Raw genomic sequence first — 22,566 nt, 5'->3', positions numbered from 1 at the left:
GGAGGTTCCATGTCTTCGTATCCTCGTTCGATGCCTGTTCAGCGCCAACGCGGTTTTTCCTTGCTGGAGGTGTCGGTGGTGACCGCCATCATTTTGCTGGTGGCCATTCTGGCTGTGCCGGCCATCGGTTCCTACCTGATCGAAAGCCGCGTGCCCAAGGTGGGAGAGGAGCTCAGCCGCTTCATCGTGCAGACGCAGGTCCATGCCCCCTATGAAGGCGGCGCGCCTTATGCGGGCATGAGCACGGCGGCCCTGGCGCGGCAGATTCAGCCAGGTTCCGCCTTGACGGTGTCGGCCAATCGCCAGCAGGTGCTGCACGGCCTGGGCAGCGGCGGACAGGTCAGCCTCGAGACGCGGGAGTCGGGCTCGGCCTTCGCCATGACGCTGGACAAGGTCAATCATGCCGCCTGCCCGGCATTGCTGTCCATGATGCAGCGGCTGGCGGCGGGCATGAGCATACAGGCGGGCGGCGCGCTCAAGGAGGTCAAGTCCGCCACCCTGGCCTACAACGCCCTGGCCGCCCAGGCCAATTGCGCGCACGGGGACAGCAATACCTTCGTACTGGTGGTGCGCTGAACATGCGGCTTCAGAGCGGACAGGCCCTGCTGGAACTGCTGCTGACGCTGGCCATCAGCGCACTGGTCTCCGTCTGGGCGGTGCAGCGATGGCAAGCGCATCTGCAGGAGCAGCAATTGCAGAGCTGGGCCGGCTGGCTGCTGGAGGTCAGGCAGGGCGTGCAGCGCTACATGGATGCGCATGCAAGCAAGCTGCTGGCCGGCGCGGCGACATTGCCGGGATACGCGGACCCCTGGAGCCCCGGCTTGGCGGAGCTCGCGGCGCAAGGGTGGCTGCCCAGGGGGCTGTCGTCGATGCCGCTCAATTGGCCCGGATTGCAGATCCAGCTGACGCTCCAAGGAGAATGCCCCGGCGCATGCCGGCTGGATGCCTTGCTGCTTCTGTTCGCCAGTCAGGACTGGGCGCATCGGCCTGCCGCGCTCGGGCAATGGTTGCTGGAGACGCGCGGCTACGGCCTGGTCGTCCATCCCGACCGGTCGACCCGCCTGCAAGGGCCGGCCGGCGATTGGCCCAACCCCTTGTCCGGCACGCAGCCCTGGCCGGCGGGCACGATGGCGGTGCTGGCTTCTGGAGACCGCGATGCGGGCCTGGCAGGGGAGGACATGAGTTCCTACCTGCGTTTGCGAGATGAACGGGATCCGGACTTCCAGGCAAACCTGAGCGCCCGCGGCCAGGTGCAGGCGCATGGCAATCTGCAGACGCAGGGCGCCCTGGTCCTGGGGGGAAGCGCGTATACCTATTCCGCCTGTTCCCAGGAGGCCGCCATCGTGCGGCGCATCGAATCGCCGGGCCTTCTGACCTGCCGGCAGGGCTATTGGCGGCCCTTGGCTTCGGCTGGAGGCGGGGCGTTCATGACTCATTCCCATACGCCTTGTCCAGCCCAGCACGCCCAGGTGCAGGTCAATCCCATGACGGGGCAGTGCAGCTGCCCGAGCGGCTATCTGCCTTTGCGCATCGCCGAATACACGGTGGCCTCGGGCGTGACGCGCTCCTACCTGTGCGTGGACTGAGCGCGGGCAAGAAAAAACCCGGCATGGTTTCCATGCCGGGTTCTGGCGAGTGCGGCGCCGCGCGTTTGCGCTGCCGCAGCCGTGCAGGACGGTTTAGTCGGCCTTGCCGCTCCAGGCGGCGATGTCAGCCCGTTCTTCTTCGGTCATCTGGGTCATGTTGCCCAGCGGCATGTAGTGGGAGCCCACCACGTTCTTGACCTGTGCCGCGTGCAGCAGGGTGTTTTCCTTGGTGTCCAGCAGCATGCCGGCAGGAGCCGAAGGGAAACCGAACTGTGCGCTTGGCTTGGCGGCGTGACACTGGATACAGCGGGCGTCCATGATTTCCTGGACTCGCGCCAGGCTGATCTTGGAAGCCGAGTCATCCGCGGACACGGCGGCGTTCTGGGCTGTGGCCTTCACGCTGGCAGGAGCAGCCACCCAGCCCACGATCAGCAGCAGGATGACGCCGGCAACGGGGTAGGCCAGGTTGTTGGTTCCCGCGTGCAGCAGCACGAAGTACTGGCGGATCAGGGCGCCGGCGAAGATGAACAGCACCATGATGATCCACGCATTGGGATGGTTGTACGTGAATGAATAGTGGTTGCTCAGCATCAGCAGCAGGACGGGCAGCGTGAAGTAGGTGTTGTGCACCGAACGCTGCTTGCCGCGCTTGCCGTCCAGGGGGTTGGGTGCCTGGCCGGCCTTCAGGGCCTTGACCATGCGGCGCTGGCCGGGAATGATCCAGAAGAACACGTTGGCCGACATGCTGGTGGCCATGACGGCGCCGGTCAGCAGGAAGGCGGCGCGGCCCGAGAAGATGTGCGCGCTCAGGTAGGCGACGGCCACCATCATGATGGCCACGGCAACGCTCAGGATGCCGTCGCGTTCCATGTTGGGGCTGATGATGCGGCACAGGCCGTTGTACACGACCCAGCCCAGCACCAGGAAGGCGATGGCCACGACGTTGGCCTGGGTGCCCGTCATCTGGGCAGCCCATTCCCAGGGGCTGTTGGGATTGACCAGGTAGAACTCGGGCTTGGTCAGGTACAGCAGGGCGAACAGGCCAAAGCCCGACAGCCAGGTGGTGTAGGACTTCCAGAACGACCAGTGCAGATCGTCGGGCAGTTCGGCCGGATTGGTCAGGTATTTCTGGTTGTGGTAGAAGCCGCCGCCGTGGACGGCCCACATTTCACCGAACACACCCCGTTTCTTGCTTTCCTCGCCCTTCGGGGGCTTGAGGCTGTTGTCCAGCATCACGAAGTAGATGGATTCGCCGATCCAGGCGACAGCGGCAATCACGTGCAGCCAGCGCAGCAGCAGGTTGCCATATTCAAGTAAATACGCGTGCATAGAAGTCTCGTATCGTTTGTTGACTGGTTATGAGATCGAAAGAAGCTGTTCAGATAACCGATCAACTGCCGCGATACGTGGACCAGGACCAGGGAGTCACGACCAGGGGGACGTGGTAGTTGGCGCTGGCATCGGCGATGCCGAAGCGGATGCCGACCTGGTCGACGAAGCGAGGCTCGGGCAGGGTGCTGCCGTTGGCGGCGAAGTAGTCGCCGGCGTGGAATACCAGTTCGAATACGCCGCTTGCCATGGAATCGCCCTGCAGCAGGGGTTCGTCGCAGCGGCCGTCGCTGTTGGTGGCTGTGGTCTTGATCAGGGTGCGCTGGTCGCCGTGGATGGAATAGAGGTCGACGCGCACGCCTTGTGCAGGACGACCTTGAGTCGTGTCAAGCACATGGGTAGAGAGCTTTCCCATAAGTGTCTCCGGTTTATGGTGATCAAAAAAGGTCCAGCGAGCCCAGTTTTGAGAACCGGCCGGGGGCCAGCGGTGCAAGGATCAGTGCGCTGGGTTGAGGCCCCAAGATTGCCGCTCCGGTTGAGGTTCCGGATTGTCGACAATTTGTGTTGACGATTTTGTAGGGATGCCGAATAATTGTCAAGAGTTAATAACGAGAATTTTTATGCTTCAGATTAGGCGGCACGAGGGCGATTCGTCCGACGTCCAGGCGCCCAGCGCCTCGTCTCTGCTGGAAGGCGGCATGGCGGACAACGAGACCGGGCGTGTATACAGCCAGATCTTCGATGCCGTGGTGGACCGGCGGCTGCTGCCCGGCGCCAAGCTGACCGAAGCGACCCTGTGCACCATCTTCGACTGCTCGCGCGCCACCGTGCGCGCCGCGCTCTCGGCCCTGGCCCACGACAAGATCGTGGTCATCGAGCCCAATCGCGGCGCGTTCGTATGGAAGCCCACTGCCAAGGAAACGCAGGATGTGTTCGAGCTGCGGCGCGACCTGGAGGAGTTGATCCTGCGCAAGCTGCTGGCCCTGCCGGATCTGCCTGCGCACCTGGAAGGGCTGTATGACATGGTCGCGCGCGAACAGCAGGCCTTCGAGCAGGGCGACCGCATCAGCTGGCTGCGCCTGTCCAATGCCTTTCACGTAGTGCTGGCGCGCTGCGCCGGCAACCACGAGCTGACCGAACTGATGCACACCTTGTGCGCCCGGACCACGCTCATCATCGCCTATCACGATACGCCGGGCGAGAAGGCATGCTCCTTCTACGAGCACAAGGAAATTCTCGACCGATTGAGCCAGGGCGACGCCGTAGGCGCGCTCCGGGCCATGCAACACCACTTGAGTGATTGTGAACACCGCATGAGCGAGGCCAACGACGGCAAACCTGCCGATCCCTGGCTCGCATTCAGCGTGAAACGCTAACAGGAGACGTAATGTCACTATGCAAGTCCTATCCCCGTGACCTCATCGGTTACGGCAAGAATGTGCCTCACGCCAACTGGCCCGGCCGGGCGCGCGTCGCTGTCCAGTTCGTGCTGAACTACGAGGAAGGCGGCGAGAACTGCGTGCTGCACGGCGACCCCGGTTCGGAGCAGTTCCTGTCCGAGATCATCGGCGCGGCCGCCTACCAGGACCGCCACCTGTCGATGGAATCCATCTACGAGTACGGCTCGCGCGCCGGCGTCTGGCGCATCCTGAACGAATTCGAGAAGCGCGGCCTGCCGCTGACCATCTTCGGCGTTGGCATGGCGCTGGAGCGCCATCCAGATCTGGCCAAGGAATTCGTACGCCTGGGCCACGAGATCGCCGGCCACGGCTACCGCTGGATTCACTACCAGAGCGTCCCCGAAGAGGTCGAGCGCGAGCACATGCGCCAGTGCGTGGAGGTGCTGACCCAGATCCTGGGTCACCATCCCGAAGGCTGGTATACCGGCCGCGACAGCCCCAACACACTGCGCCTGGTGGCCGAAGAAGGCGGCTTCCTGTATGACTCCGACTATTATGGCGACGACCTGCCTTTCTGGACCGAAGTGGAACTCAAGGACGGTACCATCAAGCCGCAGCTGATAGTGCCCTACACTCTGGATACCAACGACATGCGCTTTGCCGCCGCCCAGGGTTTCAACACCGGCGACCATTTCTTCAACTACCTGAAGGATGCGTTCGACGTGCTGTACGAGGAAGGCGAAACGGCTCCCAAGATGCTGTCCGTCGGTCTGCATTGCCGCCTGATCGGCCGTCCGGGCCGTTTCAAGGCCCTGCAGCGCTTCCTGGACCACATCCAGCAGCACGAGCGCGTGTGGATCTGCCGTCGCGTGGACATCGCCCGCCACTGGGTCGAGCACCACCCCTACCAGCCGTCCAAGTAAGACGCCGGGCCGCGCCGGCCTTCAGGCCCCGCGCAGGCGGCAAGAAGGCCCCGGCCTCGCGGCCGGGGCCTTTCATTCCGGTCACAGGACCGGAATTGTTGTTTATGGCTGCTGAAAACAGTACTATTTGACGCTTGCGCGGCCTTGCTCCGCGCAGGGCTTGTGCTGCTTGCCGGGCCTGTCGGTGTTGTGCGGCCGCACCGCGCGCATGGGCCGCAAGGCCGGTCGTCTTTATAATGAGCTTTACTTTTTCATCGTGTTTCATGTAATGAAAACATCCGAAATCCGTCAGAAATTCCTATCGTTCTTTGAATCCAAGGGGCATCACATCGTTCCTTCGGCGCCTCTGGTCCCGGGCAATGATCCCACCTTGCTGTTCACGAACGCCGGCATGGTGCAGTTCAAGGATGTTTTCACTGGCAAGGAAACCCGTCCCTACCATCGCGCAACCAGCTCCCAGCGCTGCGTGCGCGCCGGCGGCAAGCACAATGACCTGGAAAACGTGGGCTACACCGCCCGGCACCACACGTTTTTCGAAATGCTGGGCAACTTCAGCTTCGGCGACTACTTCAAGCAGGACGCCATCCGCTATGCCTGGGAGCTGCTGACCACGGTCTACCGCCTGCCCGCCGAAAAGCTCTGGGTCACGGTCTACCAGGAAGACGACGAAGCCTACGACATCTGGGCCAAGGAAGTCGGCGTGCCGCGCGAGCGCATCATCCGCATCGGCGACAAGAATGGCGTGCGCTACAACTCGGACAACTTCTGGCAGATGGCCGATACAGGCCCCTGCGGTCCGTGTTCGGAAATCTTCTACGATCACGGCCCCGAGGTCTGGGGCGGCCCTCCCGGTTCGCCCGAGGAAGACGGCGACCGCTACATCGAAATCTGGAACCTGGTGTTCATGCAGTTCGACCGCTCCGCGGACGGCACCATGACGCCGCTGCCCAAGCCCTGTGTGGACACGGGCATGGGGCTGGAGCGCATCTCGGCCGTGCTGCAGCACGTGCACTCCAACTACGAGATCGACCTGTTCCAGGCCCTGATCAAGGCCGCCGCCCGCGAGACCGGCGCCCAGGATCTGGAGAACAACTCCCTCAAGGTCATCGCCGATCACATCCGTGCCTGCAGCTTCCTGATCCTGGACGGCGTCATTCCCAGCAATGAAGGCCGCGGCTACGTGCTGCGCCGCATCATCCGTCGCGCCCTGCGCCACGGACACAAGCTGGGCCAGAAAGGGCTGTTCTTCCACCGCCTGGTCAAGGACCTGGGCGAGCAGATGGGGCAGGCCTATCCTGAACTGCTGAACCAGCGCGAGCGCATCGAGCAGGTGCTGCGCCAGGAAGAAGAGCGCTTCAGCGAAACGCTGGAAAACGGCATGCGCATCCTGGAAGGCGCGCTGGCGGCGCTGCCCGCCAAGGGCAGGCTGGACGGCCAGACCCTGTTCACCCTTTACGATACCTACGGTTTCCCGGTGGACCTGACGGCCGACATCTGCCGCGAGCGCGACGTGGATGTGGACCTGGAAGGCTTCGAGGCCGCCATGGAGAATCAGCGCAAGATGGCGCGCGCCTCCGGCAAGTTCAAGGCGGCAGAAGGCCTGAGCTATTCGGGCGTGGAAACCCGCTTCGAAGGCTACGAGACCCTGGCCGGCAGCGGCAACGTCACGGCGCTGTACGTGGACGGCACGGCCGTTCAGTCCGTCGCCCAGGGCCAGCAGGCCGTGGTCGTTCTGGACGCCACGCCGTTCTACGCTGAATCCGGCGGCCAGGTCGGCGACGCCGGCGTGCTGTCGGCCGATGGAACTATCTTCGAGGTGCAGGACACCCAGAAGATCGCCGGGCAGGTGTTCGGGCATCAGGGCGTGCTTGCCAGCGGCTCGCTGTCCGTGGGCGACACCGTCCAGGCGCAGGTGTACACGGCGCGGCGCGCGCGCATCGTGCGCAATCACTCGGCCACCCACCTGATGCACAAGGCCTTGCGCGAAGTGCTGGGCGGACACGTCCAGCAGCGCGGTTCGCTGGTGGATGCCGACAAGACCCGTTTCGACTTCGCCCATGATTCGGCCATGACGGCCGAGCAGATCGCCCAGGTCGAAGCCATCGTCAATGCCGAAGTGCTGGCCAACAAGGACGTGCAGGCGCGCCTCATGTCCTTCGACGACGCCGTCAGCGGCGGCGCCATGGCCTTGTTCGGCGAGAAATACGGCGACGAGGTGCGCGTGCTGGACATCGGCTTTTCGCGCGAGCTGTGCGGCGGCACGCACGTGGCCCGCACCGGCGACATCGGCTTGTTCAAGATCGTGTCCGAAGGCGGCGTGGCCGCCGGCGTGCGCCGCGTCGAAGCCATCACCGGCGACAATGCCTTGCATTGGGTCCAGGACCAGCAGCGCCTGCTGAACGAGGCGGCCGCCAGCCTGCGCACCCAGCCTGACGGGCTGGTGGGCCGGATTTCCGCCCTGCAGGGCCAGATCAAGGAACTGGAGCGCGAACGCGAACAATTGCAATCCAAGCTGGCTTCGGCGGCCGGACAGGATCTCGTGTCGCAGGCTGTGGCCTTGAACGACACCAGCCGCCTGCTCGTGGCCACGCTGACCGGCGTGGATCCCAAGGCGCTGCGCGGCATGGCCGACCAGCTCAAGGACAAGCTCAAGTCCGCCGTGCTGCTGCTGTCGGTCGTGGCCGACGGCAAGGTCAGCCTGGTCGGCGGCGTCACGCCCGATCTGGCCGGCAAGGTCAAGGCAGGCGATCTGGTGGGCTTCGTGGCCGGCCAGATCGGCGGCAAGGGTGGCGGCCGTCCCGACATGGCCATGGGCGGAGGCACGGATGCGGCGGCTCTGCCGGCCGCCAACGCCTCGGTTCAGGCCTGGGTGCAGGAAAAGCTGGGCGCGTGATGACCGAAGCAGCCAACACCAGCCTGCCGGCCTTCGACCTCGAGGTGGACGCCTCGGGGCTGAAGTGCCCGCTGCCCATATTGCGCGCCAAGAAGGCCTTGGCGCAGATCGAATCCGGGCAGGTGCTGCTGGTCATCACGACCGACCAGCACGCCGTCCAGGACTTTCAGGCGTTCAGCCGGCAAACGGGCAACGAGCTGTTGGCCCAACAGGCGGACGCCGAAAAAACTCTGCATTTTTTACGCCGCCGTTGAGCCGGCGGCGTTAAAATAGTGCTTTGTATGTTGCGTTTTTAGGACTTAAGCCGGTATTTGGGCGCGCCATTTTTGGCATGCGGCCGGAAAAGTGCTAGAATTTTTTGTTTACCGTTTACCTTACACAATAAAGGGATTATCAATGGTGGTAATTCGCTTGGCCCGTGGTGGCTCCAAAAAGCGTCCTTTTTACAACGTTGTAGCCGCCGAGGCGCGTGATCGCCGTGATGGTCGCTTCATCGAGCGCCTGGGTTTCTACAACCCCGTCGCTGGCGAAGGCCAGGAAAACCTGCGTCTGCAACTGGACCGCGTTAAGCACTTCACCGACAACGGTGCTCAGGTTTCGCCCGCCGTGGCTCGCCTGGTCAAAGAATACTCGGCCAAGGTCGCTTCGGCAGCCTAAGCTGAATCGCCGGTTTTTTTTGCAGCGTACCGGTCCGTGAAACAGGCAGCCGCTCCCGACGATCTCGTCGAGCTTGGACGCATTGTTTCCGCCTATGGGGTGCGCGGCTGGGTCAAGGTCCAGCCGCATTCCATGCAGACCAAGGCGCTGCTCAATGCCAAAACCTGGTGGTTGAAAACGCCCCGGCCTGGAAACCAGGCGGGCGTTTTTGCGTCTGTGCCGTTCCGAAACGTCGTGGCTGCGCGCCAGCACGGCGCCACCATCGTCGCCCAGTTCGAGGGCATGGACGACCGGAACCTGGCCCAGGCCATGAAAGGGCAGACCGTCTGGGTCTCCCGCGCCGCCTTTCCCACGGCGGACGATGACGAATACTATTGGGTCGACCTGATCGGCTGTCGACTCCTGGGCGAGCAAGATGGGCAAGCCCAGCCCATTGGCGAAGTCGTCGAGGTCCTGGACAATGGCGCGCACGCCATTCTGGTGGTGCATCGCGGCTCCTGGAGCCAGGACGGCGTTTTCGCGCCCGAACTGGACGACAAGGGCCGGCCTCTCGAAGAGCTGGTGCCTTTCGTGCAGGCCATCGTGCATACGGTGGATCTGCAGGGCCGTCAGCTGCACAGCCATTGGTCGGCATGAGATCGGCGCAGGCCGTGCGCTCTTCCCGTTTTTTTTCCAGCCCAGACCCATGCGTTTTGATGCCCTGACCCTGTTTCCGGATATGTTCAATCTGGTCAGCGAATCCGGAGTGACCGGGCGCGCTCACAAGCAGGGCATCTGGCAGATGCGCACCTGGAATCCCCGCGACTACACCACGGACGTGCATCGCACCGTCGATGATCGTCCGTATGGCGGCGGTCCGGGCATGGTCATGTTGGCTGATCCGCTGAACGATGCGCTGGATCACGCCTTGGCAGACCGCGGCGATGCTCCCGCGGTCATTCTGCTCAGTCCCGCGGGCCGGCGTTTTGACCAGTCCCTCGCGCAGGGATTGGCCCAGGGGCCGGGTGCGGTGCTGGTCTGCGGCCGCTACGAAGGGATAGACCAGCGCTTCATCGACGAACGCGTCACCCTGGAACTGTCCCTGGGCGATTTCGTGCTCTCGGGCGGGGAAATTGCATCCCTGGCTATCATCGACAGCGTGGTGCGCCTGCTTCCCGGCGTGCTGAACGATGCCGACTCCGCGCGCCAGGATTCTTTCCATGCCGCCAACAGCGGCCTGCTGGACAGTCCGCATTACACCCGCCCTGAGGTCTATCGGGGACAGGCCGTGCCCGATGTCTTGATGTCCGGGCATCATGGCCGCATCCAGGCATGGCGGCGCGAACAGTCCCTGCGCCTGACGGTACTGCGTCGTCCCGATCTTATTGAGCAGGCCCGTTTGCGCGGCGAGCTCAGCAAGGCGGACGAACGCTTTCTGGCCGCCTTGGCGGAATCGGATTCCCAGAACGGGCGCTGATCGTCCGCAGGCGGGCCGGGCCGGTCTTGTCCCCAAGCCATCTATAAAAAGCTTCTTCACCTCGCGCCGGCTGATGCCTGTCCGCCGCTCTCCGAAAAGGTTTTCTTGTCTTGTCGCGGCCTCGCCATAAAAAAGGCCCTGCATCATGCAGGGCCTTTTCCTTGTCAGGGCCGCATCAGCCCAGGCGGGCGTACTGCTGCTGGACCTTGGACAGGGTTTCGCTGAATTGGGCGACCCGCTGGCGTTCCTGCTCGACCACGGCGGCCGGGGCTCGTTCCACGAAGCTGGCGTTGCCCAGCTTGCCTTCGGCCTTGCGGATTTCGCCCTGCAGGCGTTCGATCTCCTTGGTGAGGCGAGCGCGCTCCGCTTCCACGTCGATCTCCACGTGCAGCATCAGCTGGGCCGTGCCCACCACCTGCACCGGTGCGCCGGCCTCCGCGGGCAGGTGGTCCACGATCTGCACGCTTTCCAGCTTGCCCAGCGCGGCCAGGTAGGGGCTGTTGGCGCGCAGGGTGGCGGCATCGCCCTGGGCGATCAGCGGCACGCGCTGGGCGGGCGAGATGTTCATCTCGCCGCGCAGGGCGCGAATGGCGTCCACCTGGGCCTTGAGCTCGGCGACCTGGGCTTCGGCCTGTTCATCGATGGCGGCGGCGTTGGCCACGGGGTAGGGCTGCACGGACAGGCTGGCGGTTTCGCCTTCGGCGCGCTTGCCGGCCACCACGGACACTTTTTGCCAGAGCTCTTCGGTGATGAAGGGGATGATGGGGTGCGCCAGGCGCAGCACCACTTCCAGCACGCGGATCAGGGTACGGCGCGTGCCCAGCTGCTGGGCGGGCGTGCCCTGCTGGATCTGGGTCTTGGCCAGCTCCAGGTACCAGTCGCAGTACTCGTCCCACACGAAGTGGTAGATGGCGTTGGCGATATTGTCGAAGCGGTAGTCGGCAAAGCCGCGTTCGGCGTCCTGCTCCAGGCGCTGCAGCAGGCTGACGATCCAGCGGTCGGCAAAGGACAGCTCGGCCGGCGCATCCTGTTGCAGGTCGTGGCCTTCGGTATTCATCAGCACGAAGCGCGTGGCGTTCCACAGCTTGTTGCAGAAGTTGCGGTAGCCTTCGCAGCGCTTCATGTCGAAGTTGATGTTGCGGCCCAGGGTGGCGTAGGCGGCCATGGTGAAACGCAGCGCGTCCGTGCCGAAGGCGGGGATGCCGCCCGGGTAGTCCTTCCTGGTGCGCTTGGCGATGCTTTCGGCCTGCTTGGGGTTCATCAGCCCGAAGGTGCGCTTGTGCAGCAGGTCTTCCAGGCTGATGCCGTCGATCAGGTCCACGGGGTCGATGGTGTTGCCCTTGGACTTGCTCATCTTCTTGCCTTCCATGTCGCACACCAGGCCGTGCACGTACACGGTGCGGAAGGGTACCTGGCCGGTCAGGTGCATGCTCATCATGACCATGCGCGCGACCCAGAAGAAGATGATGTCAAAGCCGGTGACCAGCACGCTGGAAGGCAGATAGCGGGCCAGGTCCGGGGTCTGCTCGGGCCAGCCCAGGTCGGTGAAGGGCACCAGGGCCGAGGAGAACCAGGTGTCCAGCACGTCCTCGTCGCGGCGCAAGGGGCCGTGCACGCCGGCGGCGCGGGCCTGGGCCAGCGCGTCTTCCTCGCTGCGGGCCACGAAGAGGCGGCCGTCCTCCGAGTACCAGGCCGGGATCTGGTGGCCCCACCACAGCTGGCGGGAGATGCACCAGTCCTGGATGTTGTTGAGCCACTGGTTGTAGGTGTTGGCCCAGTTGTCGGGATAGAAGCGCACGCGGCCGTCGGCGACCACCTCCAGCGCCACTTCGGTGATGCTCTTGCCCGGATGCAGCGAGTCGGCCGGGGCGGGCTTGCTCATGGCCACGAACCACTGGTCGGTCAGCATGGGCTCGATGACGGTATTGGTGCGGTCGCCGCGCGGCACCATCAGCTTGTGCGGCTTGACGGCCTGCAGCAGGCCCAGGGCGTCCAGGTCGGCCACGATCTGCTTGCGGGCGGCGAAGCGTTCCATGCCCTGGTAGGCGGCGGGGGCGGTGTCGGCGATGCGGGCGTCCAGCGTCAGGATGCTGATCATCTCCAGCTGATGGCGCTGGCCCACGGCATAGTCGTTGAAGTCGTGGGCGGGCGTGACCTTGACCACGCCGGTGCCGAATTCGCGGTCCACATAGTCGTCGGCGATGATGGGGATCTCGCGGTTGACCAGGGGCAGGGTGACGGTCTGGCCGATCAGGGCGGCGTAGCGCTCGTCCTCCGGGTGCACCATGACGGCCACGTCGCCCAGCATGGTCTCGGGTCGCGTGGTGGCCACCACCAGGTGGGTCAGCCCGCCCCGAGGCCGGGTCAGCGGATAGCGGATCTCCCACATGTGGCCGTCTTCTTCCTCGCTGACCACTTCCAGGTCGGAGACGGCGGTGCCCAGCACCGGGTCCCAGTTCACCAGGCGCTTGCCGCGATAGATCAGGCCTTGTTCAAACAGGCGCACGAAGGTTTCCACCACGCCGCGCGACAGATTGTCGTCCATGGTGAAGTATTCGCGGTCCCAGTCGCAGGAGGCGCCCAGGCGGCGGAACTGGCCGGTGATGGTGCTGCCCGACTTCTCCTTCCATTCCCAGACTTTCTCCAGGAATTTTTCGCGGCCCAGCTCGTGGCGGCTGATGTTCTGCGCATCCAGCTGGCGCTCGACCACGATCTGCGTGGCGATGCCGGCGTGGTCGGTGCCCGGGATGTAGACGGTATCGTCGCCTTTCATGCGGTGGTAGCGGGTCAGGCCATCCATGATGGTCTGGTTGAAGGCGTGTCCCATGTGCAGCGTACCGGTGACGTTGGGCGGCGGCGACTGGATGACGAAGGGCTCGGCCTGGCGGCCGGCCTGCGGCTGGACGTGCTGGCCGCCCTTGAAATGGCCGCCTTGCTCCCAGCGCGCATACCAGCGCGATTCGATTTCCTGGGGTTCAAAGCTCTTGGATAACTGGTCGTCGGAGGTCGTTGCGGATGAGTTGGTCATGGTGATGCTGTCTGTCTTGTGCGCGCGGGCGGTGCGTAGGCCGCTTGCTTCCTGGGCAAAATTCGAATTCAAAACGCACTATTTTAAGATGTAGCCGTGCGTCTTTGGCGTGGTAAAATGCCGGGTTGCCGTAAATACGACGAAAGTGCTTGTTTTCATTCGGGAAATTGGCGCGACCCGTCGGATGTGCATTTTGCTTTACGCAGCAAAGACTACACTATATTGTTCTTATTTGGATTTTCACATGGCTATTGAACGCACTCTGTCCATCATCAAGCCCGACGCCGTCGCCAAAAACGTGGTCGGCCAGATCATCTCCCGCTTCGAAGGCGCCGGCCTGAAGGTCATCGCCGGCCGCATGGTCCACCTGTCCCGCGGCGAAGCCGAGCGCTTCTACGCCGTGCACGCCGCCCGTCCTTTCTTCAAGGACCTGGTGGACTTCATGGTGTCCGGCCCCGTGTTCGTGCAGGTCCTGGAAGGCGAAGGCGCCATTGCCAAGAACCGCGAACTGATGGGCGCAACCGACCCCAAGAAGGCCGAACCCGGCACCATCCGCGCCGACTTCGCCGACAGCATCGACGCCAACGCCGTGCACGGTTCCGACGCCCCGGAAACGGCCGCCGTCGAAATCGCCTTCTTCTTCCCCGAGTGCAACGTCTACAGCCGTTAATCCGGTCGCCCGCGTTTTACTCAAACAGTTTCAGCCATGTCATCGCTCGAACCAATCAATCTCCTGGGCATGGGCCCGGAGCAACTCATTGATCTCGTCGCCCAGTGGGGAGGCAAGCCCTTTCGCGCGCGGCAGCTGCAGCGCTGGATACACCAGCGCCAGCAGGACGATTTCGGGCAGATGACGGACCTGGCGCGCGAGTTCCGCGAACAGCTGACGGCGCATTGCGTCGTCAGCGCGCCCAGCATGTCCCACGAACACCTGTCCGCCGACGGCACGCGCAAGTGGCTGTTCGACGTCGGCGGCGACAACGCCGTGGAAGCGGTCTTCATTCCCGAGGACGACCGCGGCACCCTGTGCATCTCCAGCCAGGCCGGCTGCACCGTGGCCTGCCCGTTCTGCTCCACCGGCTACCAGGGCTTCAACCGCAACCTGACCACCGCCGAGATCATCGGCCAGTTATGGTATGCGCGCCGCGCGCTGCTGGACGCGCCCGAGACGGCCCGCATCGGCGAAGGCGCCGGCGAGAACTCCCGCGTCATCAGCAATGTGGTGATGATGGGCATGGGCGAGCCGCTGCTCAACTACGACCAGGTGCTGGGCGCTCTGCGCCTGATGCTGGACGACAATGCCTACGGCTTGTCGCGCCGCCGCGTCACGGTCTCCACCTCCGGGGTGGTGCCCATGATGGACCGGCTGGCGCGCGATTGCCCCGTGGCTCTGGCGGTATCGCTGCATGCGCCCAACGACGCGCTGCGCGACCGGCTGGTGCCGCTCAACAAGAAGTATCCGCTGGCAGAACTCCTGGCGGCCTGCAACCGCTACCTGGAGCACGCTCCGCGTGACTTCATCACTTTCGAATACATCATGCTGGACGGCATCAACGACACCGACCAGCATGCCCGGGAGCTGCTGGACATTGCGCGCGAGGTGCGCTGCAAGTTCAACCTGATCCCCTTCAATCCCTTTCCGCAATCCGGATTGAAGCGCTCCACCCATGCGCGGGTCAAGCAATTCGCCCAGATGCTGATGGACGGCGGAGTCGTGACCACGGTGCGCAAGACGCGCGGCGACGACATCGCCGCGGCCTGCGGCCAGTTGGCGGGCGATATCCGCGACCGCACCCGCATCGAGCAGCGCCTGCCGGATCGCGCGGTCATTCAAATCAAACAGGAACGTGCATGAGCGATAACCTGTCCTCCTCCAGCCAGTCTCCATCGTCGCCGGCCGCGGCGGGCGTGGGCCCCGCCTTGCGCGAATTGCGCCAGGCCCGGTCCTATTCCCTGGCCGAAGTATCCGGGCGCCTGAAGTTCTCGGTCCGCCAGCTCGAAGCGCTGGAAGCCGAGGAATGGGACCAGCTGCCCGGCGGACAGTCCTTGCGCGGCATGGTCCGCAACTACGCCCGGTTTCTGGACGCCGACGTCGCCGCCTTGCTGACCATGCTGGAGAGCCAGGTCAGCGGCGTGGGCGCGCCCAAGCCCGTGCCGCGCAGCACACCGGGCGGCGGGCTGGCGGGCGCCGACCTGTCCCTGTACACCGAATCCCGCTCCGGTTTTTCCTGGGGCTGGCTGCTGATCATCGTGCTGTTCTTGCTGGTCGCCGGCTTCTACGCCATCGATCGGGGCTGGGTCCCCGATTCCTGGCTTGTCTTCGACTGGCTCAAAGGACTGAAGTCATGACAAACGAAACCCTTGTTCCATCGTCCTGCCAGCCCCTGCCCGTGGGCGCCAAGCCCAAGCGGGTCACCCGCGGCGTGGACGTGCGCTGGGGAGACCACGTGGTCCGTCTGGGCGGTTCGGCCCCGGTCGTCGTGCAGTCCATGACCAACACCGATACGGTCGACGCCATCGCCACCGCGATCCAGGTCAAGGAGCTGGCGCGCGCCGGCTCGGAGCTGGTGCGCATCACCGTCAACACCCCGGAGGCGGCCCGCGAGGTGCCGGCCATCCGCGAACAGCTGGACCGCATGGGCGTGGACGTGCCGCTGGTGGGCGATTTCCACTACAACGGCCACAAGCTGCTGACGGACTACCCCGAGTGCGCCCAGGCGCTGTCCAAGTACCGCATCAATCCCGGCAATATGGGCGGCGGCAAGCGGCGCGACGACAATTTCGCCAAGATGATCGAGGTGGCCTGCCGCTACGACAAGCCCGTGCGCATCGGCGTGAACTGGGGCAGCCTGGACCACGAATTGATGGCGCGCATGATGGACGAGAACAATGCGCGCGCCCACCCCTGGACGGCGCAGGCCGTCATGCGCGACGCCCTGGTGGTGTCGGCCATCAGCAATGCGCGCCGCGCGGAGGAGCTCGGCCTGTCCGGCAATCGCATCGTGCTGTCCTGCAAGGTCAGCCACGTACAGGACCTCATCACCGTCTACCAGGACCTGTCGGCCCGCTGCGATTACGCGCTGCACCTGGGACTGACCGAAGCCGGCATGGGCAGCAAAGGCATCGTGGCCTCCACGGCCGCGCTGGCCGTGCTGCTGCAGCAAGGCATAGGCGACACCATCCGCATCTCGCTCACCCCCGAGCCGGGCGGCGACCGCGCTCGCGAAGTCGTGGTCGCACAGGAGATCCTGCAGACCATGGGCCTGCGCGCCTTCACTCCCATGGTGGTGGCCTGTCCGGGCTGCGGGCGCACCAGCAGCACGGTGTTCCAGGAGCTGGCCAACGACATCCAGAGCTATCTGCGCGACCAGATGCCGGTCTGGAAGGACTTGTATCCCGGCGTGGAAACCATGAACGTGGCCGTGATGGGCTGCGTGGTCAACGGCCCGGGCGAAAGCCGCCATGCCGACATCGGCATCAGCCTGCCCGGTACCGGGGAGGTTCCCTCGGCGCCCGTCTACGTGGACGGCGAGCGTGTCGTGACCCTGAAGGGTGATACTATCGCTCAGGAATTCCAGGCCATCGTGCAGAATTACGTCGAACGCCGCTACGGCAAGGCGTCGGCGGCTTGATCAACAGACCTGTCATCCAGACGGCGGGCAAACCACTAGAACTATGACGCAGCAGTTTCAGAAGCTCCGCGCCCTGACGGGCATGAAAGACACCTTGCCGGGCGAAAGCGCCCAATGGGAGGCCCTAGAGGGCCTGGTGCGCGACTGGCTGGCCAGTTACGGCTACCGCAACATGCGCACCCCCGTACTCGAACACACCCAGCTCTTTGCCCGCGGCATCGGCGAAGTCACCGACATCGTCGAGAAGGAAATGTACTCCTTCACCGATTCGCTCAATGGCGACAAGCTCACCATGCGGCCCGAGTTCACCGCCGGCATGGTGCGCGCCACCATCGAGCACAACCTGCTCTACGATCGTCCGCACCGGGTCTACGCGCTCGGTCCCGTGTTCCGCCATGAGCGCCCGCAACGCGGCCGCTACCGCCAGTTCCACCAGATCGACGTCGAGGCCCTGGGCCTGCCCGGACCGGACATCGATGCGGAGCTGATCGTCATGCTGGCCCGCCTGTGGAAGAAGCTCGGCCTGACCGACATCCGCCTGGAACTCAACTCCCTGGGCCAGGCCCAGGAGCGCGCCGCGCACCGCGCCGCCCTGATCCAGCACCTGGAAGCCCACGTGGACGTGCTGGACGAGGAAGCCCGCCGCCGCATGCACACCAATCCGCTGCGCGTGCTGGACACCAAGAATCCGGCCATGCAGGATATGGCCAATTCGGCCCCGCGCCTGTTCGACTTCCTGGGCGAGGAGTCGCGCGCCCACTTCCAGGGCGTGTGCGATCGCCTGGACGACGCCGGCATCGCCTACACCCTGAATCCGCGCCTGGTGCGCGGCCTGGACTACTACAACCTGACCGTCTTCGAATGGGTCACGGACCGCCTGGGCGCCCAGGGTACGGTCTGCGGCGGCGGCCGCTACGACGGTCTGATCGAGCTGATGGGCGGCAAGCCGGCCCCGGCCGTGGGCTTTGCCATCGGCATGGAGCGCCTGCTGGACCTGTGCTCGCAGGACGGCGAGCAGCAGGCCGCGCCCGAGTGCCAGGTCTATATGGTGCACCAGGGCGAGGCGGCCCAGCGCAAGGCGGCCCTGCTGGCCGAGTCGCTGCGCGACGCCGGCCTGGACGTCATCGTGCACGCCGGTTCGTCCGGCTTCAAGTCGCAGTTCAAGCGCGCGGACGCCAGCGGCGCCCAGGTCGCGGTCATTCTGGGCGAGGAAGAGCTCCAGAAAGGGCAGGCCAGCGTGAAGTGGCTGCGCGCCCAGGACAACGCCGAGCAGCAGCAGTCCGTGGATTTCACTGAACTCGCCAACGTTTTGTCAGCAAGGATTTGAGCATGGCCTACGATCTCGAAGAACAGGAAAAACTGGATGCCATGCGGGCATGGTGGGACCGCTGGGGCACGCTGTGCATCGTGGCGGCCTTCGTGCTGGTCGCGGCCGTCGCCGGCTGGCGCGGCTGGCAGTGGTACCAGGGTCACCAGGCCGGCCAGGCCATGGGCTACTTCGAAGCGCTCGAGAGCGCCGCGGCCCAGCAGGGCGAAGAGTCCGACGCCCGCATCAAGGCGGCCAGCGGCACCTTGCGCACCGACTTCGCCAAGTCGGCCTATACCTCCCGCGGCGTGCTGGTCGCGGCCCAGGCCCTGCAGCAGCGCGGCGACCTGGAGGGCGCGCGTGAACAGCTCGAATGGCTGGTGAAGGCCGATCACGACAAGCCCATGACCCCGCTGGCGCGCCTGCGTCTGGCCGGCGTACTGCTGGAGCAGAAAAAATATGACGAAGCCCTGGCCCAGCTGGACAATCCGCCGGCCAGCTTCGCCGGCCTGTTCGCCGACCGCAAGGGCGACATCCTGGCCGCACAGGGCCAGAACGAGCAGGCCCGCCAGGCCTGGACCCAGGCCGTGGAACTGCTCAAGAACGATCCCATCTCGCAGGTCGTGCAGATCAAGCTCGACGCACTGGCAGGAGCCTAAACGATGTCCGTCCAATCTCTTCGCAACCCCAAGCAATCCGCCTCGCGCGCGTTTCGCGTCCTGCGCCTGAGCGCGCTGGCGCTGGGCCTGGCGGCCGTGGCCGGCTGCTCCATGTTCTCCAGCACGGACCCGCGCTTCGAGCCGGCCCCCCTGACCGAATACGCGCCCGGCATTTCGGCCTCCATCGCCTGGAGCACCTCCATCGGCAGCGGCGCGGATTCCGGCTTCGCGCCCCAGGTCGTGGGTTCGGACGTCTACGCGGCGACCGTCTCCGGCCAGGTCAGCAAGGTGGACCTGGACAGCGGCCGCGTCATGTGGACGGCCAATGCCGGCAAGAAGCTCACGGCAGGCGCGGGCTCGGACGGCAATGTCACGGCCGTGGCTTCGGTCGACGGCAATGTGATCGCTTTTGACGACACCGGCAAGGAACTGTGGCGCAGCCGCTCGAGCAGTGCCGTCAACGTGCCGCCCGCGGTGGGCGCCGGCGTGGTGGTGGTGCGCACCAGCGACTACCGCCTGCAGGCCTTCGACGCCAGCACCGGCGATGTCCGCTGGAGCATCCAGCGTCCGGGCCCCGCGCTGTCGCTCAAGACCAGCATGCAGATGCGCATCCTCGACGGCCTGCTGCTGGCCGGCATGCCCAATGGCCGCCTGATGGCCGTCAACGCGGCCAACGGCGCGCTGGTCTGGGAAGGCAGCATCTCGGTGTCGCGCGGCGCCACCGACCTGGAGCGCATCAACGACGTGGTTGGCGCGCCGCAGGTCGTGGATCCGCTGCTGTGCGGCGCCACCTATCAGGGCCGCGTGGCCTGCTTTGACGTCTCCCAGGGCGGCCGCTTGGTCTGGGACCGTGATTTCTCCGCCGGCACGGGCGTGGCCTCGGACAATCACATGATTTATGCGGCCAATGGCCGCGACAAGCTGGAAGCCTTCGCGCTGGCGGACGGTCAGACGATCTGGACGCAGGACGCCCTGCGCAACCGGGGCCTGGCGCCGCTGGCCGTGGTGCCCCAGGCGCTGGCCGCCGGTGACCGCGAAGGCTATGTGCATTTCCTGTCCCGTGTGGACGGCACCCTGCTTGGACGCGTCAGTGTCGGCGGCGGCGCCATCGTCTCGCCCCTGGTGGGCACGACGCGCGGCGTGCTCGTCCAGACTGGCAACGGTAATCTGGTTTTGGTTGGTATCAATTGAAAAGCGTTTCCTTTAAACCCGTCGTCGCCCTGGTCGGCCGGGCCAATGTGGGCAAGTCCACCCTGTTCAACCGCCTGACCCGTTCGCGGGCGGCGCTGGTGGCCAACTTTCCCGGCCTGACCCGCGACCGCCACTACGGCGAAGGCCGGGTCGGCAGCCGTCCCTACATCGTCGTGGATACCGGCGGCTTCGAGCCCGTGGCCAAGACGGGCATGCTGCTGGAGATGGCGCGCCAGACCCAGCAGGCCATCGCCGAGGCGGACGTGGTCGTGTTCCTGGTCGATGCCCGCGAAGGCCTCAACGCCCTGGACCTGGAGATCGCGCAGCTGCTGCGCAAGCTGGGCCAGAAGGTGCTGCTGGCGGTCAACAAGGCCGAAGGCATGCGCCACGGCGCCGGCGGAGTCGAGTTCCATGAACTGGGACTGGGCGAACCCTATCTGATCTCCGCTTCCCATGGCGACGGCGTCGAGGAGCTGATCAACCTGGCGCTGGAGAAGGTGCCCGCGCCGCCGTCCGAGGACGAGCAGGACGAGGGCGAGTTCCAGCACCGGATCAAGCTGGCCATCGTGGGCCGCCCGAACGTGGGCAAGTCCACGCTCATCAACACCCTGATGGGCGAAGAGCGGGTCATCGCCTTCGACCAGCCGGGCACCACCCGCGACGCCATCGAGATCGAATTCGAGCGCAACGGCGTGCAGTACACCCTGATCGACACCGCAGGCCTGCGCAAGCGCGGCAAGGTGTTCGAGGCGGTGGAAAAGTTTTCCGTCATCAAGACGCTGCAGGCCATCGAGGCCTGCAACGTGGTGCTGCTCATGATCGATGCGCATACCGAGATCTCCGACCAGGACGCCAGCATCGCCGGCTTCGTGGTCGAGACGGGCAGGGCCCTGGTGGTGGGCATCAACAAGTGGGACGGCCTGGACGAATATCAGCGCGAATGGATCAAGCGTGAATTCGACCGCAAGCTGCGTTTCCTGAACTTCGCCAAGATGCACACGCTGTCGGCCTTGAAAGGGCAGGGCATCAATCCCTTGCTCAAGTCGGTCAACGCCGCGCATGCCGCCGCCTTCGCCAAGCTGTCCACGCCCAAGCTCACTCGCGTGCTGCAGGAAGCAGTGGAACAACAACAGCCGCCGCGCAAAGGCATCTTCCGGCCCAAGATGCGGTATGCTCACCAAGGCGGCATGAATCCTCCCATCGTGGTCATCCACGGCAACGCCCTGGACGCCATTTCGGACTCCTATCGCCGCTATCTGGAAACGCGCTTTCGCGAGGCCTTCAACCTGGAGGGCACGCCCCTGCGCATCGAATTCAAGTCGTCTAAAAACCCTTACCTGAAGGAAGCGTGATGAGCCGTTTGTGGAGCGACCATGTAGCAGAGCTGTCGCCATATGTTCCGGGAGAACAAGCCAAGCTGGACAAGCTCTTGAAACTGAACACAAACGAACATCCTTTCGGTCCTTCGCCGCGTGTGCTGGAGGCCATCCGCCAGGCGGCCACGGACGATCTGCGCCTCTATCCTTCCTACAGCGCCCAGGAGCTGCGCGAGGCCGTCGCCCAGGTGCACGGCGTGCAGCCGGCCAACGTATTCCTTGGCAACGGTTCGGACGAGGTGCTGGCCCATGTGTTCAGCGCCCTGTTCATGCGCGGCGTGCGGCCGGTGCTGTTGCCCGACGTCACCTACAGCTTCTACACCACCTACTGTTCCTACTTCGGCGTGCCCGCCGACGTGGTTCCGCTGCGCGAGGACTTCACGCTGGACGTGCAGGACTACGTGCGCGAACGCACGCTGAAGCCGGCCGGCATCATCTTCGCCAATCCCAACGCGCCCACCGGCATTGCGCTGGGCCTGGACAAGGTCGAGGCCATCCTGGCGGCGAACCCCGACACGGCGGTCGTGGTGGACGAGGCCTATGTGGACTTCGGCGGCGAATCGGCCGTCGGGCTGCTGGCGCGCTACGACAACCTGGTCGTGATCCAGACCATGTCCAAGTCGCGCGCCCTGGCGGGGCTGCGCGTGGGCTATGCGCTGGCCAGCGCCGACGTGATCCAGGCCCTGGAGCGGGTCAAGGACAGTTTCAACTCCTATCCGCTGGACACGCTGGCCCAGGCCGGCGCGCTGGCCTCGCTGCGCGACCCCGATTATTTCCGGCGTCAGTGCCAGGCCGTGATCGACGCGCGCGAGCAGTTGCGCGGCGAACTGGAGCAGATGGGCTTTCAGGTGCTGCCGTCCAAGACCAATTTCCTGATGGCCACTCATCCGGCCCATCCGGCATCCGGCATACAGCAAGCCTTGCGCGAACAGGGCATACTGGTGCGGCATTTCCGCCAGCCGCGCATCGATCAGTATCTGCGCATCACGGTGGGATCGCCCGAGCAGTGCGCCCGGCTTTGCGCAAGTTTGCGTCAAATCCTGGAGCAGGGCGTAAAATAATCATCCACCACATCAAAATGTCCAGCAGGGCAGGTGCGGATTCAGGGAAAACCCGGTAAAGTATCAGCA

General features: G+C 64.9%; 21 protein-coding genes. 18 read left to right on the top strand and 3 right to left on the bottom strand.

Translation table 11 applies throughout. From position 1 onward, the window contains the following. The first annotated feature begins 9 nt into the window (after positions 1 to 9). The gene (locus ACF3ND_RS11095) at positions 10 to 576 is read left to right on the top strand and encodes a type 4 pilus major pilin (RefSeq protein ID WP_394060394.1); all 567 of its coding nucleotides are present in this window, start codon (positions 10 to 12) and stop codon (positions 574 to 576) included. A 2-nt stretch (positions 577 to 578) separates the two neighbouring features. After that, the gene (locus ACF3ND_RS11090) at positions 579 to 1,586 is read left to right on the top strand and encodes a hypothetical protein (protein ID WP_394060392.1); all 1,008 of its coding nucleotides are present in this window, start codon (positions 579 to 581) and stop codon (positions 1,584 to 1,586) included. A gap of 93 nt (positions 1,587 to 1,679) precedes the next feature. Here ACF3ND_RS11090 and ACF3ND_RS11085 read toward each other — a convergent pair whose 3' ends face one another. Together ACF3ND_RS11085 and uraH are read right to left on the bottom strand one after the other, a co-directional pair. Next, positions 1,680 to 2,915, bottom strand: a complete 1,236-nt coding sequence (locus ACF3ND_RS11085; RefSeq protein WP_394060390.1) for a urate hydroxylase PuuD — start codon at positions 2,913 to 2,915, stop codon at positions 1,680 to 1,682. A 61-nt stretch (positions 2,916 to 2,976) separates the two neighbouring features. Then, on the bottom strand, positions 2,977 to 3,330 hold the full coding sequence (gene uraH, locus ACF3ND_RS11080) for a hydroxyisourate hydrolase (RefSeq protein ID WP_394060388.1): 354 nt from the start codon (positions 3,328 to 3,330) through the stop codon (positions 2,977 to 2,979). 205 nt (positions 3,331 to 3,535) lie between these two features. Between uraH and ACF3ND_RS11075 the strand changes: the two genes are divergently transcribed. The 7 genes from ACF3ND_RS11075 (at position 3,536) to trmD (ending at position 10,244) form a co-directional block, all read left to right on the top strand. Then, entirely contained in the window at positions 3,536 to 4,291 is a 756-nt protein-coding gene (locus ACF3ND_RS11075) for a GntR family transcriptional regulator (protein WP_394060387.1), read from the top strand. Between the two features lie 11 nt (positions 4,292 to 4,302). Next, the gene (gene puuE / locus ACF3ND_RS11070) at positions 4,303 to 5,238 is read left to right on the top strand and encodes an allantoinase PuuE (protein ID WP_394060385.1); all 936 of its coding nucleotides are present in this window, start codon (positions 4,303 to 4,305) and stop codon (positions 5,236 to 5,238) included. A gap of 268 nt (positions 5,239 to 5,506) precedes the next feature. Further along, the gene (gene alaS, locus ACF3ND_RS11065; protein WP_394060383.1) at positions 5,507 to 8,131 is read left to right on the top strand and encodes an alanine--tRNA ligase; all 2,625 of its coding nucleotides are present in this window, start codon (positions 5,507 to 5,509) and stop codon (positions 8,129 to 8,131) included. Beyond that, positions 8,131 to 8,385, top strand: coding sequence for a sulfurtransferase TusA family protein (locus ACF3ND_RS11060; RefSeq protein WP_394065825.1), 255 nt, complete (start codon positions 8,131 to 8,133; stop codon positions 8,383 to 8,385). Before alaS ends, ACF3ND_RS11060 begins: the two co-directional genes overlap by 1 nt. Positions 8,386 to 8,527: 142 nt before the next feature. Then, positions 8,528 to 8,788 (top strand): 30S ribosomal protein S16, encoded by a 261-nt coding sequence (rpsP, locus tag ACF3ND_RS11055; protein ID WP_341669388.1) that lies wholly within the window; start codon positions 8,528 to 8,530, stop codon positions 8,786 to 8,788. Between the two features lie 36 nt (positions 8,789 to 8,824). Further along, positions 8,825 to 9,424, top strand: coding sequence for a ribosome maturation factor RimM (rimM, locus tag ACF3ND_RS11050; RefSeq protein ID WP_394060380.1), 600 nt, complete (start codon positions 8,825 to 8,827; stop codon positions 9,422 to 9,424). A gap of 49 nt (positions 9,425 to 9,473) precedes the next feature. Continuing rightward, positions 9,474 to 10,244, top strand: a complete 771-nt coding sequence (gene trmD / locus ACF3ND_RS11045; RefSeq protein ID WP_394060379.1) for a tRNA (guanosine(37)-N1)-methyltransferase TrmD — start codon at positions 9,474 to 9,476, stop codon at positions 10,242 to 10,244. Between the two features lie 175 nt (positions 10,245 to 10,419). Here trmD and ACF3ND_RS11040 read toward each other — a convergent pair whose 3' ends face one another. Further along, on the bottom strand, positions 10,420 to 13,272 hold the full coding sequence (locus ACF3ND_RS11040) for a valine--tRNA ligase (RefSeq protein ID WP_394060377.1): 2,853 nt from the start codon (positions 13,270 to 13,272) through the stop codon (positions 10,420 to 10,422). Positions 13,273 to 13,516: 244 nt separating this feature from the next. On the opposite strand from ACF3ND_RS11040, the gene ndk reads away from it, so the two are divergent. The 9 genes from ndk to hisC are packed head-to-tail and all read left to right on the top strand — an operon-like array spanning position 13,517 to position 22,497. Further along, positions 13,517 to 13,942 (top strand): nucleoside-diphosphate kinase, encoded by a 426-nt coding sequence (ndk, locus tag ACF3ND_RS11035; RefSeq protein ID WP_394060375.1) that lies wholly within the window; start codon positions 13,517 to 13,519, stop codon positions 13,940 to 13,942. Between the two features lie 36 nt (positions 13,943 to 13,978). Then, entirely contained in the window at positions 13,979 to 15,127 is a 1,149-nt protein-coding gene (gene rlmN / locus ACF3ND_RS11030) for a 23S rRNA (adenine(2503)-C(2))-methyltransferase RlmN (RefSeq protein ID WP_394060373.1), read from the top strand. Continuing rightward, positions 15,124 to 15,621 carry a helix-turn-helix domain-containing protein gene (locus ACF3ND_RS11025; protein ID WP_394060371.1) on the top strand — a complete coding sequence of 166 codons (498 nt, stop codon included), beginning with the start codon at positions 15,124 to 15,126 and terminating at the stop codon, positions 15,619 to 15,621. The genes rlmN and ACF3ND_RS11025 overlap by 4 nt, the downstream gene beginning before the upstream one ends. Further along, positions 15,618 to 16,904, top strand: a complete 1,287-nt coding sequence (gene ispG, locus ACF3ND_RS11020; protein WP_394060369.1) for a flavodoxin-dependent (E)-4-hydroxy-3-methylbut-2-enyl-diphosphate synthase — start codon at positions 15,618 to 15,620, stop codon at positions 16,902 to 16,904. Before ACF3ND_RS11025 ends, ispG begins: the two co-directional genes overlap by 4 nt. Positions 16,905 to 16,947: 43 nt before the next feature. Then, the gene (gene hisS / locus ACF3ND_RS11015) at positions 16,948 to 18,231 is read left to right on the top strand and encodes a histidine--tRNA ligase (RefSeq protein WP_394060367.1); all 1,284 of its coding nucleotides are present in this window, start codon (positions 16,948 to 16,950) and stop codon (positions 18,229 to 18,231) included. A 2-nt stretch (positions 18,232 to 18,233) separates the two neighbouring features. Further along, entirely contained in the window at positions 18,234 to 18,869 is a 636-nt protein-coding gene (locus ACF3ND_RS11010; RefSeq protein ID WP_394060365.1) for a YfgM family protein, read from the top strand. Between the two features lie 3 nt (positions 18,870 to 18,872). Further along, a complete protein-coding gene (bamB, locus tag ACF3ND_RS11005) occupies positions 18,873 to 20,060 on the top strand; it encodes an outer membrane protein assembly factor BamB (protein ID WP_394060363.1) in 1,188 nt (395 codons plus the stop codon). Next, positions 20,057 to 21,412, top strand: coding sequence for a ribosome biogenesis GTPase Der (gene der, locus ACF3ND_RS11000; protein WP_394060361.1), 1,356 nt, complete (start codon positions 20,057 to 20,059; stop codon positions 21,410 to 21,412). The genes bamB and der overlap by 4 nt, the downstream gene beginning before the upstream one ends. After that, complete coding sequence (gene hisC / locus ACF3ND_RS10995) at positions 21,412 to 22,497, top strand: histidinol-phosphate transaminase (protein WP_394060359.1); 1,086 nt, start codon at positions 21,412 to 21,414, stop codon at positions 22,495 to 22,497. Before der ends, hisC begins: the two co-directional genes overlap by 1 nt. Positions 22,498 to 22,566 lie beyond the last annotated feature (69 nt).

Origin of the sequence: Alcaligenes sp. WGS1538 (assembly GCF_043187505.1) — a bacterium.
Classification (GTDB): domain Bacteria; phylum Pseudomonadota; class Gammaproteobacteria; order Burkholderiales; family Burkholderiaceae_B; genus Alcaligenes.
This window is presented reverse-complemented; position numbering and strand designations above follow the sequence as displayed.